Raw genomic sequence first — 22076 nt, forward strand, 5'->3', positions numbered from 1 at the left:
GGTTAAACGCCGTAAGGAATCCAGACGTTCTTGACTTGCGAGGCGTGCGCCAGTACCGCGCGGCCGCCGCTTTGAGCGGTACTATACCAGTCGCGCCCTTTCGCGCCGCCGACCCAGGTGCGCTTCAGCGATGCAGCCGACAGGCGCTCCACTTCCGCGCAGCCTTCGGCCGAACCGTCATGGCGCCATACCGCGTCGATGTCCGAGTGCGTCGCCAGCGTGCGCGCCAGTTCGTCCGCCGAACCGGTGACGATATTGACCACGCCATCCGGCAGGTCCGACGTATCGAGCACCTGATACAGGTCGGTGGCCGACAGCGGATGCGCTTCCGACGGCACCACCACCACGCGGTTGCCCAGCGCGATAGCCGGCGCCACCAGCGAGATAAAGCCCAGCAGCGGCGATTCGTTCGGGCAGACGATGCCGATCACGCCGACCGGTTCGTTCAGCGCGACGGTGATGCCGTGCATAGGCGGCTGGTGCGCCAGGCCGTCGTACTTGTCGGCCCATGCGGCGTAGTAGAACAGGCGCTCGATCGAAGCCTGCACTTCTTTTTCCGCGTTTTTGGAACCGGTCATCGCGGCGATGCGGGCGGCGAATTCCTCGCCGCGCGCGGCCAGGTTTTCAGCGATGTAGTACAGCACCTGCGCGCGGTTGTGCGACGTGGCTTTCGCCCAGCCGCCGGCCTTGTGCGCCGCTTCCACCGCGTTGCGGATGTCCTTGCGGTTGCCTTCGCCGACTTCGCCGATGAAGGCGCCGTCGGCGCCGTGGATCGCGCGGCTGTAGGCGCCGTCAGGGCGGGCCTGCTTGCCGCCGATGTACAGCTTGGCGGTGCGGTCGATGGCGAAGGCGCCACCTGCTGCCGGAGCTGCGGCTTTCGCCTTGGCCTTGGCTTCAACGACAGGTGTCGCAGGACGCGCATCTTCCGCTTTGGCGGTCAGGTATTCGTACATGCCTTCACGGCCGCCTTCACGGCCGAAGCCGGATTCGCGGTAGCCACCGAAGCCGCAAGCGGCGTCGAACTGGTTGGCGGTGTTAATCCACACCACGCCGGCCTTGATCTGCGGCGCGACGTCCAGCGCCAGCGAGATGTTCTCGGTCCAGACGCAGGCGGCCAAGCCGTAGACGGTGTTGTTCGCCAGTTGCACGGCTTCCGGCGGAGTGCGGAAGCTCATCGCCACCAGCACCGGTCCGAAGATTTCGGCCTGCGCCACGGCGGCGGAAGTCGATGCGCCGGTGATCAGCGTCGGCGGGAACCACGAGCCGTTGGCAGGGATTTCGCACGCTGGCTGATAGACATCGCAACCTTCGGCGCGGGCCGATTCCACCAGGCCGGCGATGCGCTGCTGCTGCACAGGATCGACCAGTGCGCCGATGTCCATCGACTTGTCCAGCGGCGAACCGAGGGTCAGTTTGTCCATGCGGGCGCGCAGCTTGGCCAGGAACTTGTCCTGCACCGATTCCTGCACCAGCAGGCGCGAACCCGCGCAGCATACCTGCCCCTGATTGAACCAGATCGAATCGACCAGGCCTTCAACGGCGGCATCCAGGTCGGCATCGTCGAACACGATGAACGGCGACTTGCCGCCCAGTTCCAGCGACAGCTTCTTGCCGCTGCCTGCGGTGGCGATGCGGATCAAGCGGCCTACTTCGGTCGAGCCGGTGAAGGCCAGCTTGTCGATGCCTGGATGATTGACGATGGCCTCGCCCACGCGGCCATCGCCGGTGACGATGTTCACCACGCCGGCAGGCACGCCGGCCTGCACGCAGATCTCGGCAAACAGCATCGCGGTCAGCGAGGTGAATTCAGCCGGCTTGAAGACGATGGTGTTACCAGCGGCCATGGCCGGTGCGATTTTCCACGACAGCATCAGCAGCGGGAAATTCCACGGCACGATCTGGCCAACCACGCCGACGGCGCGGTAGTCCGCGAATTCCTCGGCTTGCAGTTGCGCCCAACCGGCGTGGTAGTAAAAGTGACGCGCCACCAGCGGCAGGTCGACGTCGCGGGTTTCGCGGATGGTCTTGCCGTTGTCCAGCGTCTCCAGCACGGCGAACAGGCGCGCGTGCTTCTGCATCAGGCGCGCCAGCGAGTACATGACCTTGGCGCGGCCATGGCCGCCCAGTGCCTGCCAGCCTGGCTGCGCTGCGCGCGCAGCTGCCACGGCGCGATCGACGTCGCTGCCGGTGGCTTGCGTCAGGTCGGCCAGCTTGGCCGCATCGGCAGGATTGGTCGAGGCGAACAACTCGCCCGGCTCGCTCCACTGGTTGTCGATGAACAGACCGAAGGCGCGGCCATGCTGCTCCAGCCACGCTTGCGCTTCTTTCGTGCTTTCCGGTGCTGGGCCGTATTCCATGGTATTCAGGATCTCTTTAATTGAAGGCATGACGTATTCCGTTCTTATGGTTGCGCGTGGCGGTGTGCGGCGGAGTAGTTGCCGGTCACATAGTGCTCAAGCTGGCGTTCGATGTCGGTCAGCAGGCTCGATGCGCCGATGCGGAACAGGTGCGGCTCCAGCCACTCGTTGCCCAGTTCTTCCTTCATCAGCGACAGGTACTGCAGCGCGGCCTTGGCCGTGCCCACGCCGCCCGCAGGCTTGTAGCCGATCTTGAAGCCGGTCTGCTCGTGGTAGTCGCGGATCGCGCGCACCATCGTCAGCGATACCGGAATCGTCGCGTTGACCGGCTCCTTGCCGGTCGAGGTCTTGATGAAGTCCGCGCCGGCCATCATGCAGACCCACGAAGCCTTGGCCACGTTTTCCAGCGTGACCAGTTCGCCGGTCGCCAGGATCGCCTTGACGTGCGCTTCGCCGCAGGCCTTGCGGTAGGCCAGCATCTCGTCGTACAGCGCTTGCCAGTTGCCGGTCAGGACGTGCTGGCGGGTGATGACGATATCGATCTCGGTGGCGCCTGCGGCCACCGACAGTTCGATCTCGCGCACCTTGGTTTCCATGCTGGTCAAACCAGCCGGGAAGCCGGTCGACACGGCGGCGATAGGCAGGCGGCCTTGCAGCACCTGCACCGCCGGCTTGATCATCTCGTGATACACGCAGACGGCGCCGGTGGTCAGCTTGTAGTCCTGCAGGCCCAGCGCCTCGACCAGATCCGAACGCAGCGGACGCATGGCCTTCATGCACAGGCGCTCGACGCGGCCCGGCGTATCGTCGCCGGACAGCGTGGTCAGGTCGATCAGGCCGATGGCCTTGACCAGCCACGCGGCCTGGTATTCCTTCTTCACCGTGCGGCGGTTCGCCAGACTGGCGGCGCGGCGGTCGGCAGCGCTCTTGTTGATGTGGATGTGATTAATCCAGCCCAGGTCCAGCGGGACCGCTTCGTTGCGCTTGAAATCCGTGACGATGCTCATAACAGGTTGCTTCCGTGGGAAAGTGGTTTGACGCCGAGGTGATGGGCCAGCGTCTGGCCGATGTCGGAGAAGGTTTCGGAGATCGGCAGCTGCTGCGCCTTCACGCCCGGACCGAAGAAGATCATCGGAATGTGTTCACGGGTGTGGTCGGAGCCCGGCCAGGTCGGATCGCAGCCATGGTCGGCGGTGATTACCACCAGGTCGCCCTCTTTCAGCTTGGCGATGAACTCAGGCAGGCGCGCATCCATCTCGTGCAGCGCGTTCGAGTAGCCGGTGACGTCGCGGCGGTGGCCGAAGGCCTGGTCGAAGTCGACGAAGTTCACGAAGGTCAGCGACTTGTCGCCGGCTTCCTCTTCCACCTTCATCAGCGCGTCGAACAGCGCCATATTGTCTTTGCCTTTGACCAGGCGCGACACGCCCTGGGTCGCGAAGATGTCGCTGATCTTGCCGAGGGCGATGACTTCGCCGCCGTCGTTCTTCACGTGGTCCAGCAGCGTAGGCGCCGGCGGTGCGACCGCGTAGTCGTGTCGGTTGGTGGTGCGGGTGTAGTTGCCATTGGCGCCGACGAACGGACGAGCGATCACGCGGCCGATGTTGTAAGGCTCGACCAGCTTGAAAGCGATCTCGCAGATTTCATACAGGCGCTCCAGGCCGAACGATTCCTCGTGCGCGGCGATCTGCAGCACCGAGTCGGCGGAGGTGTAGATGATAGGCTTGCCGCTGGCGACATGCTCGTCGCCGTGCTTGTTGATGATCTCCGTGCCCGACGCGTGGCAGTCGCCCAGGAAGCCAGGCACGCCGGCCAGTTCCTGCAGCTTGGCGGTCAGCTCGGCCGGGAACGACGGTACGGTTTTCGGGAAGTAGCCCCAGTCGAATTCCACCGGCACGCCGGCGATTTCCCAGTGGCCGGACTGCGTGTCCTTGCCGGTCGAGCGTTCGCGCGCGGCGCCGTAGGCGGCGGTGAAGCCTTCGCGCTGTTCGAAGCCGGCGGCCCACTGGCCGCTGGCGGTATGGGCGGCCGCGGCAAGGCCCAGTTTTTCCATGGTCGGCAGCGACATCGGTTTGCCGCTTTTGGCGGCCCACTCGGCGATGTGGCCGAAGGTGTTGGCGCCGACGTCGTTGTACTTCGCGGCGTCGGGCGTGGCGCCCAGACCAAACGAATCGAGCAAGAGGATAAATGCGCGTTTCATAATTTCGAACTCCGGTTCCGTCGTCCTCGCGAAAGCGGGGATCCATAGACACTGGGCTGTGATACTCAGCATGGATCCCCGCTTTCGCGGGGATGACGCGTTAACAATGCAAAAGGGGCGGACCAGCCGCCCCTAGGGAATCTTACGCCTGCGGCGTTTTGGCGACGTTGGCCAGGAAGCCCAGGATCACTTCAATCAGCGAGGTCGCTGCGACAGCCGCGTACTTCAAGGTCTGCTCATGCGACAGCGGGAACGGCGACAGGCCTTCCGCCAGGTTGGTGATGGCCGACACGCCGACCACCTTCAAACCGCAGTGACGGGCCGACACCACTTCCGGCACCACCGACATGCCGACCACGTCTGCGCCCAGCGTCTTGAAGGCGCGGATTTCGGCAGGGGTCTCGAAGTTAGGACCGGCGTAGGCGATGTACACGCCTTCGTGCATGGTGACGTTCTTCTCTTTGGCCGACGCGTGCAGCAGCGCGCGCAGGTCGGCGTCGTAGGCGTTGGCCATGCTGAAGAAGCGCGGACCGAAGCGCTCGTCGTTCGGGCCCATCATCGGGGTGCCCGGCAGGTAGTTGATATGGTCGGTCAGCGCCACCAGCGAGCCGGCGTCGACTTCGGCGCGCAGCGAACCGGCGGCATTGGTCACGAACAGCATCTCGCAGCCCAGCAGCTTCATGGTGCGCACGGCGCTGGTCATCACGCCCAGGCCATAGCCTTCGTAGACGTGGCCGCGGCCCTTCATGCACACCACCGACACGCCCGACAGGGTGCCGATCACCAGTTCGCCGGCGTGGCCGTGCACGGTGCTGATCGGGAAGCCTGGCAGTTCATTGAAGCTGATGGTGACCGCGTCGGTCATTTTTTCCGCCAGCACGCCCAGGCCGGAACCCAGAATCATGGCGATGCGCGGCTTGAAGCCCGCAGGGACACGGGCGCGAATGATATCAGCTGCCTGGAATGGGGAATTATTAGACATGGTTATCCTCTGTTTTTCTGTTGTGGCTGGGGAAGCTGACACTATGCATCATCGTCCATATGTATGGCAAATACCATTTTTCTTCATCATTTATACTAAAGCGATATAAATCAAGGGTATTATAAATCAAGGCAAACTTAGCCACAGTGCGTGATTGACTGATTTTGAACAAATGTTTATTATTATGGACAAATGTTTTAGTGAGTACACCGTGACCGATTCCTCCAAGAAGGACCAGCTCTACCAGCTGATCCGCGCCAATCCCTTTATATCCCAGCAGGATCTGGCGGTGGAACTGCGCCTGTCGCGCTCCGCCGTGGCCGGCCATATCGCTGGCTTGATACGCGAACGGCGCCTGCTGGGCCGTGCCTACGTGTTGCCGGACAAGCGCCCGGTGATGTGCATAGGTGCCGCCAACCTGGACCGCAAACTGCGCACCATCGCCGCCATGCAGCTGGGCACCTCCAATCCCGCCACCGCCGAGGAAGTCTACGGCGGTGTGGCGCGCAACATCGCCGAGAATTTGTCGCGCCTGAACCTGCCGACCGCGCTGCTGACCGCCCTGGGTGACGACGTCGCCGGCCGCAGCCTGCAGGACCACGCGGAAAGGGCCGGCATCGACACGCGCGGCACGCTCAAGCTGCCGGAGACGCCGACCGGCACCTACACCGCCATCCTCGACGACGCCGGCGAGCTGGTGGTAGCGCTGGCCGACATGGCGCTGTACGACCGCATCACGCCGGACTACCTGGCCAGCCGCCAGCCGCAGCGCGCCGCCGCAGCGATGACGGTGGTCGACCTGAACCTGCCGGCAAACAGCATCGCCCTGCTGCTCGCCAGCGCCCACGCCGACAATGTGCCGTTGGTGATCGTGGCCGTGTCGCAGCCGAAGATGGCGCGCCTGCCGGCGGACCTGAAAGGCCTGCGCCTGCTGATCCTCAACCGCGGCGAGCTGGAAACCCGCGCCGGCCGCGCGCTGCCGACCGAAGCCGACGTGCGCGCCGCCTGCCGCGAGGTGCAGGCCCAGGGCGCGCAGGACGTCATCGTCACCTGCGGCAGCCAGGGCGTGTTCCACACCCGCGACGGTGAGCTGGTCTGGCTGGCCGCGCACCAGGTGGAGGTGGTCGACGTCACCGGCGCCGGCGATGCCTTCTCGGCCGCCGTCTGCTGGTCGCTGTACCAGGGCAGCCAGGATCTGACGCTGGCCTGCCGCCGCGGCCTGAAAGTCGCCGCGATGACGCTCGAATCCCAGGAGACGGTGTCGCCGATGCTGGCCGCCGACATCCTCGACGAGATCCACGACTTCGACCTGTCGGCGGAATACAACCCGCCGCTCTTCCCCAACAAGGCATAAGGACTTACACCATGCACCAATATCTGCTCTTTTCGCCCGAAGTGGCGGCCGCCCGCGCCGCCGGCAAACCGATCGTCGCGCTGGAGTCGACCATCATCTCGCACGGCATGCCCTACCCGCAGAACGTGCAGATGGCGCGTGAAGTGGAACAGATCATCCGCGACGGCGGCGCCGTGCCGGCCACCATCGCCATCATCGGCGGCAAGATCTGCATCGGCCTGTCGGAGGAGCAGCTGGAACTGCTGGGCACCTCGCCCGACGCCATGAAGGTCAGCCGCCGCGACCTGCCCTACGTGCTGGCGCAAGCCAAGCTGGGCGCCACCACCGTGGCGGCGACCATGATCTGCGCCGAACTGGCCGGCATCTCCGTGTTCGTCACCGGCGGCATCGGCGGTGTGCACCGTGGCGCCGAGACCAGCTTCGACATCTCGGCCGACCTGCAGGAACTGGCGCGGACGTCGGTGGCGGTGGTGTGCGCCGGCGTCAAGTCCATCCTCGACATCGGTCTGACGCTGGAATACCTGGAGACGCACGGCGTGCCGGTGGTCAGCGTGGGCCAGCGCGGCTTCCCCGCTTTCTTCACGCGCGAGAGCGGCTTCAACGCCGACTTCCAGCTCGACACGCCGGCCGAGCAGGCGGCCTTCATCCACACCAAGTGGCAGCTGGGCCTCAAGGGTGGCGTGGTGGTCAGCAATCCGGTGCCGGCCGCCGAGGCGATGCCGAAGGCGGAGATCGACGCCATCACCGCGCAGGCCTTGCAGGAAGCCGATGCGCAGGGCGTCACCGGCAAGAACGTCACGCCCTTCCTGCTCAGCCGCATCAAGCAGCTGACCGAGGGCCGCAGCCTGGCCACCAATATCGCGCTGGTGAAGAACAACGCCCGCTGCGGCGCGGCGCTGGCCGTAGCAATGCAGACCACCTGACCCGTCATTCCCGCGCAGGCGGGAATCCATAGAACGCGTCATCGCACGCTCAGTATGGATTCCGCACCGGCGGACCGCCGCTTGCGCGGGAATGACGGCGCTGACCGCTCATCCGGAAATACGCCATGTCCATCGATCTGAAACAACTAAGGTACTTCCTCGCCGTCGCAGAAGAAAAGAGTTTCAGCCGCGCCGCCGAGCGCCTGCACATTTCGCAGCCGCCTTTGAGCCAGCAGATCATGAAGCTGGAAAGTGAACTGGGCGTGAAGCTGTTCGCCCGCACCACCCGCACCTTCGAGCTGACGGTGGCGGGCAAGGCCTTGATGAGCGAAGCATCCGACCTGCTGGGCAAGATGCGCATGACCATCGACACCATCCGCCAGATCGACCGCGGCGAAGTGGGCCGGCTGCGGGTGGGCATTGTCGGCTCGGCGATGTGGGGACCGATACCGAGTTTGCTGGAAGAGTTCCAGACCAAGTTCCCGCGCGTGAGCTGGACCCTGCACGAACTGGGTCCAACGCTGCAATACGACGCGCTGCGCGCCAAGCAGATCGACGTGGGATTCTGGCGCGAGCCCAAGCTCGACGAGGACGACCTGAAAAACGACAACCTGCGCCAGGAACTGTGCTTCCGCGAGGACGTCTGCGTGGCCATCAACGAGCATCACCCGCTGGCCAAGCAGGAAGCGATCGAGCTGACCGACATCGCCGACGAGCCGATGCTGACGCTGGCGCTGGACAAGTCGTCCTTCCCGCGCTACCTGATCCAGTGCTGTGTGAAAGCCGGCTTCCAGCCGACGATATTCCAGGAAGCGTCCGAGCCGCAGACACTGCTGGCGATGGTGGGTGCGGGCCTGGGGGTGGCGCTGCTGCCGGAGACCACCAGCCGCATCGGCTGGCCGGGCGTGGTATTCCTGCCGATCCGTACCAATCCACCGTCGGCGAACCTGTACATCACCTACACCACGCTGGACGACGCGCCGGTGGTGCGGGCTTTCCTGAACATCCTTAACCCCGTAAAACCTGGGGTCTGACCCCGTACGGGGTCAGACCCCTTTGGCCGCGGGCCAGGCCGGAGTTGTCCGGCATCTGCGGGGTCAGTGGGTAACGCCGCCCGCCTCGCGCATGTCCACGTCGTGGGCCATTGTCGTGCGGATGGCGATGCGTAGGCCTTCGACCATGTCCTCCAGCTTCATGCTGGCAGAACCCGGATGCGCGGCGGCCTGCTGCGGCAAATAAGGGATGTGAATAAAACCGGCGCGCATGGTCGTGCCCCACTCGTGCGCCTGGTGCATCAGGCTATAGAACACGTGGTTGCACACATACGTCCCCGCCGTCTGCGACACCGATGACGGCAAGCCCGCCTCGCGCAGCGCATGGACGATGGCTTTGATCGGCAGCGTGGCGAAGTAGGCCGCCGGGCCGTTGGTGACGATGGGCTGGTCGACGATCTGCCGCTTCTGGTTGTCGGCGATGGGCGCGTCGTCGATGTTGATGGCGATGCGCTCCACCGACAGATCGACGCGGCCGCCCGCCTGCCCGACCGCGATCACGATGCTGGGCTGGAGTTCTTCCACCGCATGGTGCAGCACCTTGCTGGCCTGTCCGAACACGCACGGCAACTGGCGCGCATGAACCACGAAGTCGCCTTCATGCCAGCCCTGAAGGATGCGCACTGCTTCCCACGAGGGGTTGATGGTCTCCTTGTTAAACGGCTCGAAACCGGTCAACAATATTATCTTTTTCATCTACATGGACTCCGATTGCTGCGCTGCTTGTGCGCTACTCTACCCCAAGTCACATGCATGTCACATGTTCATCAGAAAATAAAGAAGTGCTATATTGGCAAGCAACAGAGGCAGCGCCGTGCCCACCTGTATCTTCACGACGGCGTTCTTGTCGGGCAGTTCCAACAGTGCGGCCGGCACGATATTGAAGTTGGCCGCCATGGGTGTCATCAGCGTGCCGCAGTAGGCGCTGAACATGCCGATCGCCGCCATCACCGCCGGGTTGGCGTGGTACACGCCGACCAGCACCGGGATGCCGACGCCGCCCGCGATCACCGGAAACGCCGCGAAGCCGTTACCCATGATGACGGTGAACAACGCCATGCCGACGCAGTACACCGCCACCGCCACCAGCCGCACATCGAGGTTGATGTAGGACGTGACCACGTGCGCGACCGCCTTGCCCATGCCGGCCTCGGTGAACAGCAGGCCAAGCACCGCCAGCATATGCGGCAGCACCACCGCCCAGCCCAGATGGTCGATCAGGCGGCGCGACTCGCGCATCGCCTGCATCGGCGTGGCGCGCGTCAGCCAGCAGGCGGTGACCACCGCGAACAGTGAGCCGCAACCGAGGCTGGCCAGCGTGGCGTTCTTCGGATCGAGCAGCAGCAGGCCGCCCAGGTGCACATCCTTGAGCAGGGTCGAGCCGACCACCGTGGTGGCGGGAATGATCAGCGCCGGTATCAGCAAGCGATGGCCAAGCCGCTGCGCGCTGCTCTTGCGCTCTTCCTGCGTGCGCTCGCCGTAACGGCCCAGCGCCACGCCGCCGAAGCCTGCGATCAGCGCCATCACCACCATCAGCACGCCCGCCGCCACGGGCGGCAAAAAGTCGCCGGCCAAATAGATCACGGCGTACAGGGCCCAGAACAAGGCGCTCGACCAGCGCCTGGGATTGTGCTTGTCGGTCAGCGACATGCAGGCGACCAGCAGCAGCATCGCGCCCAGCACGTAGTAGAAGTAATCGAGCTTGAGTATCATGCCGGCTCCTTCACCGCCAGCATGGCGCGGGCGATCTGCGCGTCCAGCCGGTGCAGGCGCCACGAGTGGATGACGAAGGCCGTCACCGCGGTCGGTATGCCCCACAACGCCATATGCAGCGGATCGACTTCCAGCCCTTCGCCGCGCAGGATGGTCTGCATCAGCAGGATGGCGCCGAAGGCCACGAACACGTCCTCGCCGAAGAACAGGCCGACGTTGTCGGTGGCGGCGGACATGGCGCGGATGCGGTGCCGCAGCTCCTCCGTCAGCGCCGGGTAGCGTACTTCGGCGGCGCCCTCCGCCATCGGCGCGATCAGCGGGCGCACCATGTTCGGGTGGCCGCCGATGCTGGTCAGACCGAAGGCGGCGGTGATCTCACGGATCGCCAGGTAGACGATCAGCAGGCGGCCGGTGGTGGCGGACTTGATGCGCGCGATCGACGCCTGCGCGTGCTCCTTCAGCCCGAAACGCTCCAGCAGGCCGATGGCCGCCAGCGGCAGCAGCAGGATCAGCGGCAGGTTGCGGGTCTTGATGAAGGCCGTGCCCAGGGTGGCGAGCAGGTGCTCGACCGGCATGGCGGCGGCGACGCCGGTGACGGCGCAGGCGGCGATCACCACCAGCACAGGATGAGCGCGCAGGGCGAAGCCCAGAATGATGACGGCCACGCCGAGCAGCGGCCACAGATTGACGACGGTATGATTCACTCTATCTCCACGACGATTGTATTGCCGCGATCTACCCCGCAATGCGGCCGAAAGGGGTCGGACCCCGCGGGGTCCGACCCCGCCATCCGGATTGCGGGTTTGCGCTCAATCATAAAAAAATCCCCGCACATCTTACGACGCGCGGGGATTTTCAGATAGCGGTCAATTCTTTAGAAGTTGACTTTGAAGGTGCCGCCCCAGGTGCGTGGCTCGTTCAGCATACCGGTCAGGTTGTCGAACTCGATGGCACCGATGATCACGCGCTTGTCGGTGATGTTGCGGCCGAACAGCGCTGCTTCATACTTGCCGTTGCCCCACTTGTAGCCAGCGCGTACGCCGCCTTCAACCAGCGACTTGGCCTGGTACTCAGGCGCTTCGTACAGGAAGAAGTTGTAGCTGCTGCGGTAGGTCCAGTCGGTGTAGGCGTAGAACTCGCCGTCGCCGATTTCCTTGCTGTACTTCAGCGTGAAGTTCAGCTGGGTCTTCGGTGCACGCGGCAGCGGGTTGCCGTTGATGCGCGATACGCCAGCGATCTTCGGATCCATATTGGTCGGCGTGCAGCCGTAGTTGTACGGCGCGGTGTTCGCCAGGTTGCCGCAGTACTGCACGAACAGGTTCTTGTCCTTGATCTCGGTGTCGTTGTAGCTGCCGCCCAGGGTCATGCTGAACTCGTCGCTCAGATTGGCCTGGAAGTCCACTTCAACGCCCTGGCCGGTCACCTTCTCAGCGTTGATCAGCTGATTCATGTTGACCGTGCCGCTACCCGCGGTCAGCTGCTTGTCCTTGACGCGGTACTGGAACACCGACGCGCTCAGGCGGGCGCGCTTGTCGAACAGGTCCTGCTTGATACCGGCTTCATACGACAGCGCTTTCTCGGCGCCAGCGAACGATGGCTTGTCGCCCAGGCCGTTCAGACGACCCTGCATCGACGGCGCACGGTAGCCGGTGGCAACGCGGGCAAACAGGTTGGTGGTCTTGTTCAGTTCATAGGTACCGCTCACATCCCAGCTCAGGTTGTGCGAGGTGTTGTCGATCTCGAACGGGCCGGACATCTGAGGCGGTTCGTAGCGCACGGCCGAGAATTCCTTCTTGTCGGTGGTGTAGCGCAGGCCGCCGCGCAGCTTCAGCTTGTCGCTGACGGTGTAGTTCAGCGAGCCGAAGGCCGCCCACGACTTGGCGTGCTGGAACTGCTGCGCGTAGGCGGCGTTCTGCGGGTTGCCCGGTGCGAAGGAGTTGAAGCTGATCGAGTCGATCTGGATGTTTTCGTTGAAGAAGAACAGGCCGCCGATCCACTGCAGCGGGCCCTTGTAGTTCGACTCGGCGCGGAACTCCTGCGAGAACTGCTTGTGGTTAGGCAGCAGGTCGGCCGTTTCAACCGGGAACGGGATCCTGCCGGGACCGGCCGGCAGCACCTGGCAGCCACCCACGTTGCAACCATAACCGCCATCGACGTCGGCGCGGCTGTTGAACTTCAGCGTTTCGTAGCCGGTGATCGAGTGCAGCGTGATGTCGTCCAGGTTGTACTTCAGGCGGATGTTGCCGCCCTTGGTGGTCAGCTTCTGGTAGTTGACGCCGTCGCTCGGGTAGGAGCCGTAGTCGAAGCCATCGACCAGGTCGTTGGTGCCCTTCTTGATGATGTTGGCGCGGAACAGCGTGGCGCTGCCGTGGTAGTCGCGCTCGTGGTAGTTGAACAGCGCGCTGAAGTCCTTGGTCGGCTTGACCAGCGCCTGCAGGCGGAAGGCGTTGTCGCCGTAGCCTTCGAAGTCCTGGGTGCCCTTGTTCGGGGTCGGATTGGTGTTGTGCACGCGGTCGCCGCGGTGCTGGCTGGTGCCGGAGAAGCGCAGCGCAACGGTGTCGCTGACCGGGATGTTGAACATGCCTTCGGCGGTCTTGGCCGAGTAGTTGCCCACGCCCAGGGTCAGGTAGCCCTCTTGCTTGAACACTGGCTTGGCCGAGTCGAACTTGATCACGCCGGCCGGCGAGTTACGGCCGAACAGCGTGCCCTGCGGGCCGCGCAGCACTTCGACCTGGTCCACGTCGAACACAGGGAAGCCCTTCAGCATGGCGTTTTCCTGGACGATGTCATCCATCACCAGGCCCACGGGCTGGGAAGCGTTCAGGTCGAAGTCGGTGTTGCCCAGGCCACGGATGTAGAAGCGTGGGAAGGTGCGACCGTAGTCCGATTCAACGTTCACGGACGGCGAGCGGCCAGCCAGGAAACGGATGTCGGCGGCGCCGGAGGTCAGCACGTCGAGCTTGTCGCCCTTGAGCGTGGCGATCGACATCGGCACGTCCTTGATGTTTTCCGCGCGGCGCTGCGCGGTCACGATCACGGTTTCCAGTTGGCCTTTGGTGGCGGTATCCGGGGCGTCGGCCGCCGGCTGGTCTGCTGCAACGGCGGCTGCTTCGGCGGCCATGGCCGCGTGCAGCGGGAATGCGCTTGCGACAGCCAGCGCGATCAGCGATCGCACTGCGTAACCACTACTTTTTTTACTCATGAGTCCTGCTCCCTATTGTGTAGGCAAGGTTGAAATATCAATCCGGAATCTCGCTTTCGCTGCTGAGCGCAACGGGCGATGTCTTTGTTTTTATTGGCAAAAATGTATCGAAACTACGAAGTCTCGCATAAGAATATGCAAACTACCAACCATGCTAGCATGGAAAAAAAATGACAGAAACTCACTTTTTGAGTGATTCGATTCATATTTATTTTATATAAATAGCTAAATAAAATCGAATTTGTCGTACATATCGAGGCTGATGCATAGTAGTGGACGGCCTACGGAAGTAGTCACCTGACACGAAAAAGCCACCCTGCTTGCAGGTAAATTGTTGATTTCCAAGGCAGGGCCGAATGCCCCGGAAGCCCCCAGCCATGCGGAAAATTATTTATCCAACAAGCAGGAAATTTTTCCAAACGGACAAAAAAGCAACAGCACAAAAATATTAAATTCGGCCTTAACTGTTGCGGCAGTGCGACATGGATCCCAGCACTGGCCGGCAGGACACAATCTTGGACGGAAAATGTAGATGAACAACATGCTCGAACACAGCCGCCTGCGCGCGGTCGGCGACCTGGGACAACAAATCTGGCTCGACAACCTGAGCCGCAACCTGCTCGCCTCCGGCCAGCTGGCGGAGCTGATCGCCGCCGACGGCATCCAGGGCCTGACCTCCAATCCGGCGATCTTCTACCACGCCATCCAGCACGACGCCGCCTACCAGGCCGCCCTGCCGCAACTGCGCAGCGCGCTGGCGACACCGGAAGCGCGCTTCGAAGCGCTGGTGCTGCCGGACGTGCAGCGCGCCTGCGACCTGTTCGCGCCGCTGTACCGCGATTCCGACGGCCGCGCCGGCTTCGTCAGCTTCGAGGTATCGCCGCGCCTGAGCCACGACGTCGACGGCACCATCGCCGCCGCCAAGCGCCTGTGGGCCGCCATCGCCCGCCCCAATGTGATGATCAAGATCCCGGCCACACCGGCCGGCATCGCCGCGCTGGAGGAAGTGATCTATGCCGGCATCAACGTCAACATGACGCTGATCTTCACCGCCAGCCAGATCCACGCGGTGCGCGCCGCCCACCGCCGCGGCCTGGCGCGCCGCCTGCAGGACACGGCCTCGGTGCAGCGCATCGCCAGCGTCGCCAGCGTCTTCATCAGCCGCATCGACGTCGCCGTCGACGCCCTGCTGGAAAATTCGGCCGACAGCAGCGCCGTCGCCCTGCGCGGCCGCGCCGCCATGGCGGCCGCCCGCATCGCCTACCACGACTGGAAGAACGACGGCGGCTTCTCGGTGTTCGCGGCCTTCGGCGCCACGCCGCAATGGCTGCTGTGGGCCAGCACCGGCACCAAGCACCCGGACCAGCGCGACGTGCGCTACGTCGAAGGCCTGATTGGCCCGCACACCATCAACACCGTGCCCGACACGACGCTGGCCGCCTTCCGCGACCACGGCGTGGCCGAGGCCACGCTGCTGGCGACCGACATCGACGCCGACCGCGCAGTGATGGCGCAATTGGCGCGCCACGGCATCGATCTGGAAACGGTGGGCCAGCAGTTGCTGGCCGCCGGCCTGCTGCAATTTGAACAAGCTTTTGACAAACTACTGGCGCTGGTAGAGTGAATCCGCTCCCGTCATTCCCGCGAAAGCGGCGGTCCGCCGATGCGGAATCCATACTTCGCCGACTTAGAGGCAATACATGGAGGGAATTCATGCAATGCATGGGTTCCCGCCTTCGCGGGAACGACAAGTGCGATAAACCGGCGCCAAATTACATGTTTCATCCAATAAAAATATACAATATCGATCTTCCAGGAGCCCATTCATGAAACTTTCACAACTTAGTTTGACGGTTGCAGCACTGTTCATCGCTGCCAGCGCGTCCGCGGCTGACCCAAAGCTGGGCATCGTGTATGACGCCGGCGGCAAGTTCGACAAATCGTTCAACCAGTCCGCTTTTGAAGGCGCCTCGCGCTTCAAGAAGGAAACCAACATCAATTTCATCGAGGTGCAAGCCTCCAGCGACACCCAGGCGGAGCAGGTGCTGCGCGGCCTGGCCCGCAAGAACCTGGACATGATCGCCTCGATCGGCTTCGCCCAGCAGGCGGCCGTGCAGAAGGTCGCCAAGGAATTCCCGAAAGTCCGCTTCGTGCTGATCGACGGCGTGGCGCAAGGCGCCAACATCAACTCCATCACCTTCAAGGAAGAAGAAGGTTCCTACCTGGCCGGCGTGGCCGCCGCGATGGCGTCGAAATCCAAGAAGCTGGGCTTCATCGGCGGCGTCGACATCCCGCTGATCCGCACCTTCGCCTGCGGCTACGCCCAGGGCGCCAAGGCCGTCAACCCGAAGGTCGAAGTAAGCTCCAACATGGTCGGCACCACTTCCGATTCGTGGAACAATCCGGCCAAGGGCGGTGAGCTGGCGCGCTCGCAATTCGACCGCGGCGTCGACGTGGTGTTTGCCGTGGCCGGCGGTTCGGGCCTGGGCACGCTGCAAACGGCCAAGGAAAAAGGCAAGCTGGCGATCGGCGTCGATTCGAACCAGAACGGCCTCTACCCCGGCAGCATCCTGACCTCGATGGTCAAGCACGTGGACATCGCCGTGTACGATGCCTTCATGCAGATGAAGAACGGCACCTGGAAGGCCGGCGTCACCGCCAAGGGCCTGAAGGAAGGCGGCGTCGACTGGGTGCTGGACGAGAACAACCGCAAGCTGATCACGCCGGAGATCGAGAAGCGCGTCATCGGTGCCCGCAAGGACATCATCGACGGCAAGGTCAAGGTCATCGACATCCGTTCGGGCGCTGCCTGCCCGGTCTGACATCCGTTTGAACATTGAGCGCGCCGCCGGGGTTTTTCCCCCGTGCGGCGCGTTTAACATTTTTTACTCAACTCCGTACCGAAAACGATCCTATGCAGCCAGCAGTAGAATTTCGCGGCATCTCCAAGCATTTCGGAGCCGTCAAAGCGAACACGGACGTCAACTTCACCATCGCCAAGGGTTCGATCCACGGCCTGGTGGGCGAGAACGGCGCCGGCAAATCGACCCTGATGAGCATCCTGTACGGATACTACCGCGCCGACGGCGGGGAGATCCTGCTCGATGGCCAGGCGCGCAACATCCGCAACAGCCAGGAGGCGATCACGCTGGGCATCGGCATGGTGCACCAGCACTTCATGCTGGTCGAGAACATGACCGTGCTCGATAACGTGATGCTGGGCAGCGAGGGCGGTTTCAAGCTGCAGTCCAAGCGCGCCGCCGTCGAGGCGCAGCTGCGCGAGATCTGCACCCGCTACCGGCTCGACGTTGATCCGCTGGCCACCATCCACGACCTGTCGGTGGGCGCGCAGCAGCGCGTGGAGATCCTCAAGCAGATCTACCGCAGCGCCAACATCCTGATCCTGGACGAGCCGACCGCCGTGCTGACCGCGCAGGAGACCGAGTCGCTGTTCGAGATCCTGCGCCTGTTCAAGGAACAGGGCAAGACCATCATCCTGATCACGCACAAGCTGCAGGAGATCCTCGACATCACCGACACCGTCACCGTGATGCGCGGCGGCCGGGTGATCGGCGCGGTGCCGACCGCCGGCACCACCAAGGAAGACCTGGCCAATATGATGGTCGGCCGCCCGATCGAGAACAACCTGCCGCGCAAGCCGTACAACCCGGGCGCGCCGGTGCTGCACGTCGAGAACCTGCAGCTGCAGGACGAGCAGCAGGTCAAGCTGCTGGCCGATATCGGCTTCACGCTGCGCGCCGGCGAGATCGTCGCGATTGCCGGCGTGTCCGGCAACGGCCAGAGCGAGTTGATGGAGATCCTGTCGGGCATGCGCCTGCCGACCTCCGGCAAGCTGGACTTCCTGGGTAAGGCGTTGCCGTTCGCCGGCCGCTCCGACGCCGACGGTTTGCCGCGCACCTTCCGCGACCTGGGCATCGCCCACATACCGGAAGACCGTCTGCGCGACGGCGTGGTGAAGGCCTTCTCGGTCATGCACAACACCATCCTCGGCTACCAGGACAAGCTGAAAAACCGCTGGGGCCTGTTCGACTTCAAGGCCATCGCCGCGCGCTGCGCGGAGCTGATGAAGAACTTCGACGTCCGCCCCAACAACCACGACCTGCGTATCGGCCTGCTCTCCGGCGGCAACCAGCAGAAGGTGGTGATCGCCCGCGAAGTGCTGGCGCAGCCCAAGCTGATGCTGGTCGGCCAGCCGACGCGCGGCGTCGACATCGGCACCATCGAAAGCATCCACACGCAGCTGCTCAAGCTGCGCGACGAAGGCGTGGCGATCCTGCTGGTCTCCGTGGAGCTGGAGGAAGTGCGCGCGCTGGCGGACCGTATCCTGGTCATGTGCGGCGGCCGCATCACCGGCGAACTGAAAATTGAAGAATTCGACACGACCCGTATCGGCTTGCTGATGGGCGGGATGCACAAATCATGAATAACCACGACCTGCCACGCTGGGCTACCGCGTTTGCAATGCCCGTTCTGAACCTGCTGTCGGCCCTGTTGGTGGCCGCGCTGGTGATCTACCTGCTGGGCGAAAGCCCGGTCGAATCGATGGGCATCCTGATCAACAGCGCCGTCGTCAATCCGGAAGGCTTGAGCTACACGCTGTTCTACGCCTCCACCTTCATCTTCACCGGCCTGGCGGTTTCGATCGCCATGCAGGCCGGCTTGTTCAACATCGGCGCCGAAGGCCAGATGTATTTTGCCGGCCTGGGCCTGACGCTGGCCATGCTGGCCTTCGACAGCTCGCTGCCGATGTGGATACTGATCCCGGTCGGCATGATCGGCGCGGCCTTGTTTGGCGCGCTGTGGGCCTTCCTGCCCGGCTACCTGCAAGCGAAACGCGGCAGCCATGTGGTGGTCACCACCATCATGTTCAACTACATCGCCGGCGCGCTGATGAACACAGTGATCGTCAAATACCTGGTGCCGGCCGGCGAACAGAATCCGGCCAGCCGAGTCTTCAGCGCCGCCGCCGAGATGCCGCGCCTGAACCAGTGGTTCCCGGTGCTGGGCGAGACGCCGCTCAACATCAGCTTCTTCCTGGCGATCATCGCGCTGGTGATCTACGGTGTGATGGTGTCGCGTTCCTCATGGGGCTTCAAGCTGCGCGCCACGGGGCTGAACAAGCACGCGGCGCACTACGCGGGCGTCCGCATCAGCAAGATGATCATCACCGTGATGCTGATCTCGGGCGCGCTGGCCGGCCTGGGCTCGGTCAACTCCATCATGGGTTCGACCCACTACCTGTCGCTGAATTTTGTCGGTGGCGCGGGCTTCGTCGGCATCGCGATTGCGCTGATGGGACGGCAGCACCCAGTAGGGATTTTCCTGTCGGCCGTGCTGTTCGGCGCGCTGATCCAGGGCGGTTTCGACCTGTCGCTGGAAAAGCAGAACATCCCGCCTGAGACCTTCATCTTCATCCAGGGCTTGATCATCCTGTTCTGCGGCGCGATGGAAAACTTCTACGCTCCCGCCATTGCCGCCCTGATCAAACGGAAAAAGTGAGACCGTCATGACTTTTGAAGACCTCCAAATCGGCAGCATCCTGGTGTCCACCGTACGCAATGCACCGGTGCTGATTTTCGCCGGCATGGCCGGCCTGTTCGCCGAACGTTCGGGCGTGATCGACATCGGCCTCGAAGGCAAGATCCTGGCGTCGGCGTTCGTCTCGGCGGCCGTGGCCTTCGCCACGCAGAACCCGTGGTACGGCGTGGCCGCCGGCATGCTGGTGTCGGTGCTGCTGGCGACGCTGCAAGCCTATGTCGCGATCACGCAGAAGGGCAACCAGCTGGTGGCCGGCATCGCCATCAACATCGCCATGAGCGGCCTGACCTTCGTGGTCGCGCAGTTCTTCTTCCAGCAGGGCGGACGCACACCGGACCTGGGCCAAGCGCGCTTGTTCGACGTGGTGCTGCCGGGCAGCGCTGCGGTGGAAGGCATACCGTTCATCGGCTGGCTGTACGCACACCTGATCGGCGGCCACTCGGTGCTGGTGTACCTGGCGTTCGGGCTGGTGCCGCTGGTGCACTGGATGCTGTATCACACGCGCTTCGGCCTGCGCCTGCGCGCCTGCGGCGAGAACCCGCATGCGGCCGATGCGGCTGGCGTCAGCGTCGAGCGCCAGCGCTATGCGGCGATGCTGATCGCCGGTGTCCTGTGCTCGTTCTCGGGCGCCTATCTGGCGATCGTGCAGAGTGGCTTCTTCCTGCGCGATATGTCGGCCGGTGCTGGTTATCTGGCGCTGACGGCGATGGTGTTCGGTAACTGGCGTCCGGTGTACACCTTCCTCGGCTGCCTGATGTTCGGCTTCTTCGGCGCGGTGCAGATCCAGATCGAAGGCGTGGACCTGCCGGTGGTGGGCCGCCTGCCAGGTTCGCTGATCCAGATGGTGCCTTACGTGGTCACCGTGATCGTGCTGGCTGGCCTGATGGCCAAGTCGGTGGCGCCGAAGGCGCTGGGTACGCCGTTCGTCAAATCGCGCTGATCAACGCAGCGAGCGCATATAGGACAGCAGGTCGGCAACCTGCTGTTCATCCTTGATTCCCCAGAAGCGCATGCTCGTCCCCGGCACCACGTCGTGCGGCGCGCGCAGATATGCGGCCAGCGTTTTCTCGTCCCATACCAGTCCCGACTTCTTCATCGCTTCCGAGTACTTGTAGTCCGTGGTCGACGCCGCGCGGCGGCCGATGATGCCGTTCAGCTGCGGCCCGAAGCCGCCCTGCGCGTAAGGCCCGACCTGATGGCAGGAGGCGCAGCGCTTGAACAGCACCTCGCCCACCTTGGCATCGCCCGCCGCCGCAGCCTGGCCGGCGGCCAGCAACACAAGTAAAAAGTATGTCTTCATACATGCCACTTTACAGCAGATGCAGCGCGGCGTATTGCAGCAGCATGATGGTCTTGCCGTCGGCGATGCGGCCGTCGGCCATCATCTGCATCGCCTGCTTCATCGTCAGCTCCAGCACTTCGATATCCTCGCCCTCTTCCTCGATGCCGCCGCCGCTGCCGATGCGCGAGGCGGGATCGTATTCGGCGACGAAGAAGTACAGCCGCTCCGTCACCGAGCCGGGACTCATGAATGCCTCGAACACCTTGCGCACCTCGCTTACGCGATAGCCGGTTTCCTCCTCCACCTCGGCCTTGATGCGCTCCTCCGGACTTGCCTGGTCCAGCAAGCCGGCGGCAGCTTCGATCAGGAAGCCGTCATGGCCGTTGCCGTAGGTGGGAAAGCGGAACTGCCGCACCAGTACCACCGTGCGCAGCTCACGGTTGTACAGCAGGATGGTGGCGCCGTGGCCCCGGTCGTAGGTCTCGCGCGTCTGGCGCTGCCAGCTGCCGTCGTTGCGGCGGTAGTCGAAGGTGGTCTTTTGCAGCAGGAACCAGTCGTCGGACAGGGTTTCCACTTTGTGGATGCGGATGCGGTCTTCGGGCATGTCTGACTCCTTGATGATGGTTGCGTATTTTTACGATATCATGCAATATCGTGCAATATCAAGAAAATTCATGCATATGCTGACACGCCAACGCAAAGAACTGCTGATCGCCCGTCTGAAACAGGACGGCCAGATCGTCGCCAAATCGCTCAGCGAGGAGCTGGGACTATCGGAAGACACCATCCGCCGCGACCTGCGCGAACTGGCGGCGGAAGGCCTGCTGCAACGGGTGCACGGCGGCGCGCTGCCGCTCGAGCTGCCCGCCTCGCCGGCGATGGGCAACTTCGCCCAGCGCCAGCAGCTCTCCAGCGAGGCCAAGCCCGCCATTGCCCGCGCGGCGGCGGCCATGATCGCGCCGGGACAAGTGGTCTTCATCGATGGCGGCACCACCGCCGTCCAGCTGGCGCGCGCGCTGCCGCCGGCGCTGCGCTGCACCGTGGTCACGCACAGCCCAAGCATCGCGGTGGAGCTGGCCGAGCATCCCTTGATCGAGGTGATCCTGATCGGCGGCCGCCTGTTCAAGCACTCCATCGTGACGATGGGGCCTTCCGCGCTGGAAGCCATCGCGCAGATCCGCACCGATATCTTCTTCATGGGCGTGTGCAGCCTGCATCCGCAGCATGGCATCAGCACCGGCGACTATGAGGAAGCCGGCATCAAGCGCGCCATCGCTGCGGCGTCGATGAAGACGGTGGTGCTGGCATCGCCCGAAAAACTCGACACCGCCTCGCCGTTCCAGATCGCGCCGCTGGAGCGCATCGGCGCGATCGTGGTCAATGCCGGCGTGCCCGCCGCGCTGCTGGCGCCCTACCGAGAACTGGGCATCGAGGTAGTGCTGGCGCCCTGATGCG

Annotated in this window: 19 protein-coding genes; 9 read left to right on the forward strand and 10 right to left on the reverse strand. The window is 63.7% G+C overall.

What is annotated here, in order from left to right; genetic code table 11:
• Positions 1–2 precede the first annotated feature (2 nt).
• The 4 genes from ACEN9O_RS03115 to xapA form a co-directional block, all read right to left on the reverse strand.
• On the reverse strand, positions 3–2387 hold the full coding sequence (locus tag ACEN9O_RS03115) for an aldehyde dehydrogenase family protein (RefSeq protein WP_495616195.1): 2385 nt from the start codon (positions 2385–2387) through the stop codon (positions 3–5).
• Between the two features lie 14 nt (positions 2388–2401).
• Positions 2402–3364 (reverse strand): deoxyribose-phosphate aldolase, encoded by a 963-nt coding sequence (gene deoC, locus ACEN9O_RS03120; RefSeq protein WP_495616196.1) that lies wholly within the window; start codon positions 3362–3364, stop codon positions 2402–2404.
• On the reverse strand, positions 3361–4554 hold the full coding sequence (locus ACEN9O_RS03125; RefSeq protein WP_117013091.1) for a phosphopentomutase: 1194 nt from the start codon (positions 4552–4554) through the stop codon (positions 3361–3363). The genes deoC and ACEN9O_RS03125 overlap by 4 nt, the downstream gene beginning before the upstream one ends.
• A 142-nt stretch (positions 4555–4696) precedes the next feature.
• Positions 4697–5536 (reverse strand): xanthosine phosphorylase, encoded by an 840-nt coding sequence (gene xapA / locus ACEN9O_RS03130; protein ID WP_495616197.1) that lies wholly within the window; start codon positions 5534–5536, stop codon positions 4697–4699.
• A gap of 211 nt (positions 5537–5747) precedes the next feature.
• Here xapA and ACEN9O_RS03135 point away from each other — a divergent pair, with 211 nt between their 5' ends.
• From ACEN9O_RS03135 to ACEN9O_RS03145, 3 genes are all read left to right on the forward strand, one after another.
• Positions 5748–6890: a carbohydrate kinase gene (locus tag ACEN9O_RS03135; RefSeq protein ID WP_495616198.1), complete on the forward strand. Its 1143-nt coding sequence runs from the start codon at positions 5748–5750 to the stop codon at positions 6888–6890.
• Positions 6891–6901: 11 nt separating this feature from the next.
• Positions 6902–7813: a pseudouridine-5'-phosphate glycosidase gene (locus ACEN9O_RS03140; RefSeq protein ID WP_495616199.1), complete on the forward strand. Its 912-nt coding sequence runs from the start codon at positions 6902–6904 to the stop codon at positions 7811–7813.
• 125 nt (positions 7814–7938) lie between these two features.
• A complete protein-coding gene (locus ACEN9O_RS03145) occupies positions 7939–8847 on the forward strand; it encodes a LysR family transcriptional regulator (protein ID WP_495616200.1) in 909 nt (302 codons plus the stop codon).
• Between the two features lie 63 nt (positions 8848–8910).
• Here the strand turns inward: ACEN9O_RS03145 and pcp are convergent, their stop codons facing one another.
• From pcp to ACEN9O_RS03165, 4 genes are all read right to left on the reverse strand, one after another.
• Complete coding sequence (pcp, locus tag ACEN9O_RS03150) at positions 8911–9561, reverse strand: pyroglutamyl-peptidase I (RefSeq protein WP_495616201.1); 651 nt, start codon at positions 9559–9561, stop codon at positions 8911–8913.
• 60 nt (positions 9562–9621) lie between these two features.
• Positions 9622–10578: a DUF979 domain-containing protein gene (locus ACEN9O_RS03155; protein WP_495616202.1), complete on the reverse strand. Its 957-nt coding sequence runs from the start codon at positions 10576–10578 to the stop codon at positions 9622–9624.
• Positions 10575–11282 carry a DUF969 domain-containing protein gene (locus ACEN9O_RS03160; protein WP_495616203.1) on the reverse strand — a complete coding sequence of 236 codons (708 nt, stop codon included), beginning with the start codon at positions 11280–11282 and terminating at the stop codon, positions 10575–10577. The genes ACEN9O_RS03155 and ACEN9O_RS03160 overlap by 4 nt, the downstream gene beginning before the upstream one ends.
• 170 nt (positions 11283–11452) lie before the next feature.
• Entirely contained in the window at positions 11453–13780 is a 2328-nt protein-coding gene (locus tag ACEN9O_RS03165) for a TonB-dependent receptor (protein WP_495616204.1), read from the reverse strand.
• A 532-nt stretch (positions 13781–14312) separates the two neighbouring features.
• Here ACEN9O_RS03165 and tal point away from each other — a divergent pair.
• From tal to ACEN9O_RS03190, 5 genes are all read left to right on the forward strand, one after another.
• Entirely contained in the window at positions 14313–15404 is a 1092-nt protein-coding gene (gene tal, locus ACEN9O_RS03170) for a transaldolase (RefSeq protein WP_495616205.1), read from the forward strand.
• 202 nt (positions 15405–15606) lie between these two features.
• Complete coding sequence (locus ACEN9O_RS03175; protein ID WP_495616206.1) at positions 15607–16602, forward strand: BMP family lipoprotein; 996 nt, start codon at positions 15607–15609, stop codon at positions 16600–16602.
• A 92-nt stretch (positions 16603–16694) separates the two neighbouring features.
• Complete coding sequence (locus ACEN9O_RS03180; protein ID WP_495616207.1) at positions 16695–18224, forward strand: ABC transporter ATP-binding protein; 1530 nt, start codon at positions 16695–16697, stop codon at positions 18222–18224.
• Positions 18221–19300, forward strand: a complete 1080-nt coding sequence (locus tag ACEN9O_RS03185; protein WP_495616208.1) for an ABC transporter permease — start codon at positions 18221–18223, stop codon at positions 19298–19300. Before ACEN9O_RS03180 ends, ACEN9O_RS03185 begins: the two co-directional genes overlap by 4 nt.
• A 7-nt stretch (positions 19301–19307) precedes the next feature.
• Positions 19308–20279, forward strand: coding sequence for an ABC transporter permease (locus ACEN9O_RS03190; protein ID WP_495616209.1), 972 nt, complete (start codon positions 19308–19310; stop codon positions 20277–20279).
• Here the strand turns inward: ACEN9O_RS03190 and ACEN9O_RS03195 are convergent, their stop codons facing one another.
• Together ACEN9O_RS03195 and ACEN9O_RS03200 are read right to left on the reverse strand one after the other, a co-directional pair.
• Entirely contained in the window at positions 20280–20639 is a 360-nt protein-coding gene (locus tag ACEN9O_RS03195) for a c-type cytochrome (protein WP_495616210.1), read from the reverse strand.
• A 10-nt stretch (positions 20640–20649) separates the two neighbouring features.
• Entirely contained in the window at positions 20650–21225 is a 576-nt protein-coding gene (locus ACEN9O_RS03200; RefSeq protein ID WP_495616211.1) for an NUDIX domain-containing protein, read from the reverse strand.
• Positions 21226–21301: 76 nt separating this feature from the next.
• Between ACEN9O_RS03200 and ACEN9O_RS03205 the strand changes: the two genes are divergently transcribed.
• Positions 21302–22072, forward strand: a complete 771-nt coding sequence (locus ACEN9O_RS03205; protein ID WP_495618420.1) for a DeoR/GlpR family DNA-binding transcription regulator — start codon at positions 21302–21304, stop codon at positions 22070–22072.
• The last annotated feature ends 4 nt before the right edge of the window (positions 22073–22076 follow it).

Source organism: Duganella sp. Dugasp78 (assembly GCF_059491455.1).

What these genes read in the sequence shown, in the direction of transcription:
- tal (WP_495616205.1), top strand. Translation starts at nt 14,313, where the DNA reads ATGAACAACATGCTCGAACACAGCCGCCTGCGCGCGGTCGGCGACCTG.
- ACEN9O_RS03180 (WP_495616207.1), top strand. Translation starts at nt 16,695, where the DNA reads ATGCAGCCAGCAGTAGAATTTCGCGGCATCTCCAAGCATTTCGGAGCC.
- ACEN9O_RS03145 (WP_495616200.1), top strand. Translation starts at nt 7,939, where the DNA reads ATGTCCATCGATCTGAAACAACTAAGGTACTTCCTCGCCGTCGCAGAA.
- ACEN9O_RS03190 (WP_495616209.1), top strand. Translation starts at nt 19,308, where the DNA reads ATGACTTTTGAAGACCTCCAAATCGGCAGCATCCTGGTGTCCACCGTA.
- ACEN9O_RS03140 (WP_495616199.1), top strand. Translation starts at nt 6,902, where the DNA reads ATGCACCAATATCTGCTCTTTTCGCCCGAAGTGGCGGCCGCCCGCGCC.
- ACEN9O_RS03175 (WP_495616206.1), top strand. Translation starts at nt 15,607, where the DNA reads ATGAAACTTTCACAACTTAGTTTGACGGTTGCAGCACTGTTCATCGCT.
- ACEN9O_RS03205 (WP_495618420.1), top strand. Translation starts at nt 21,302, where the DNA reads ATGCTGACACGCCAACGCAAAGAACTGCTGATCGCCCGTCTGAAACAG.
- ACEN9O_RS03200 (WP_495616211.1), bottom strand. Translation starts at nt 21,225, where the DNA reads ATGCCCGAAGACCGCATCCGCATCCACAAAGTGGAAACCCTGTCCGAC.
- deoC (WP_495616196.1), bottom strand. Translation starts at nt 3,364, where the DNA reads ATGAGCATCGTCACGGATTTCAAGCGCAACGAAGCGGTCCCGCTGGAC.
- ACEN9O_RS03195 (WP_495616210.1), bottom strand. Translation starts at nt 20,639, where the DNA reads ATGAAGACATACTTTTTACTTGTGTTGCTGGCCGCCGGCCAGGCTGCG.
- ACEN9O_RS03115 (WP_495616195.1), bottom strand. Translation starts at nt 2,387, where the DNA reads ATGCCTTCAATTAAAGAGATCCTGAATACCATGGAATACGGCCCAGCA.
- xapA (WP_495616197.1), bottom strand. Translation starts at nt 5,536, where the DNA reads ATGTCTAATAATTCCCCATTCCAGGCAGCTGATATCATTCGCGCCCGT.
- ACEN9O_RS03125 (WP_117013091.1), bottom strand. Translation starts at nt 4,554, where the DNA reads ATGAAACGCGCATTTATCCTCTTGCTCGATTCGTTTGGTCTGGGCGCC.
- ACEN9O_RS03185 (WP_495616208.1), top strand. Translation starts at nt 18,221, where the DNA reads ATGAATAACCACGACCTGCCACGCTGGGCTACCGCGTTTGCAATGCCC.
- ACEN9O_RS03155 (WP_495616202.1), bottom strand. Translation starts at nt 10,578, where the DNA reads ATGATACTCAAGCTCGATTACTTCTACTACGTGCTGGGCGCGATGCTG.
- pcp (WP_495616201.1), bottom strand. Translation starts at nt 9,561, where the DNA reads ATGAAAAAGATAATATTGTTGACCGGTTTCGAGCCGTTTAACAAGGAG.
- ACEN9O_RS03165 (WP_495616204.1), bottom strand. Translation starts at nt 13,780, where the DNA reads ATGAGTAAAAAAAGTAGTGGTTACGCAGTGCGATCGCTGATCGCGCTG.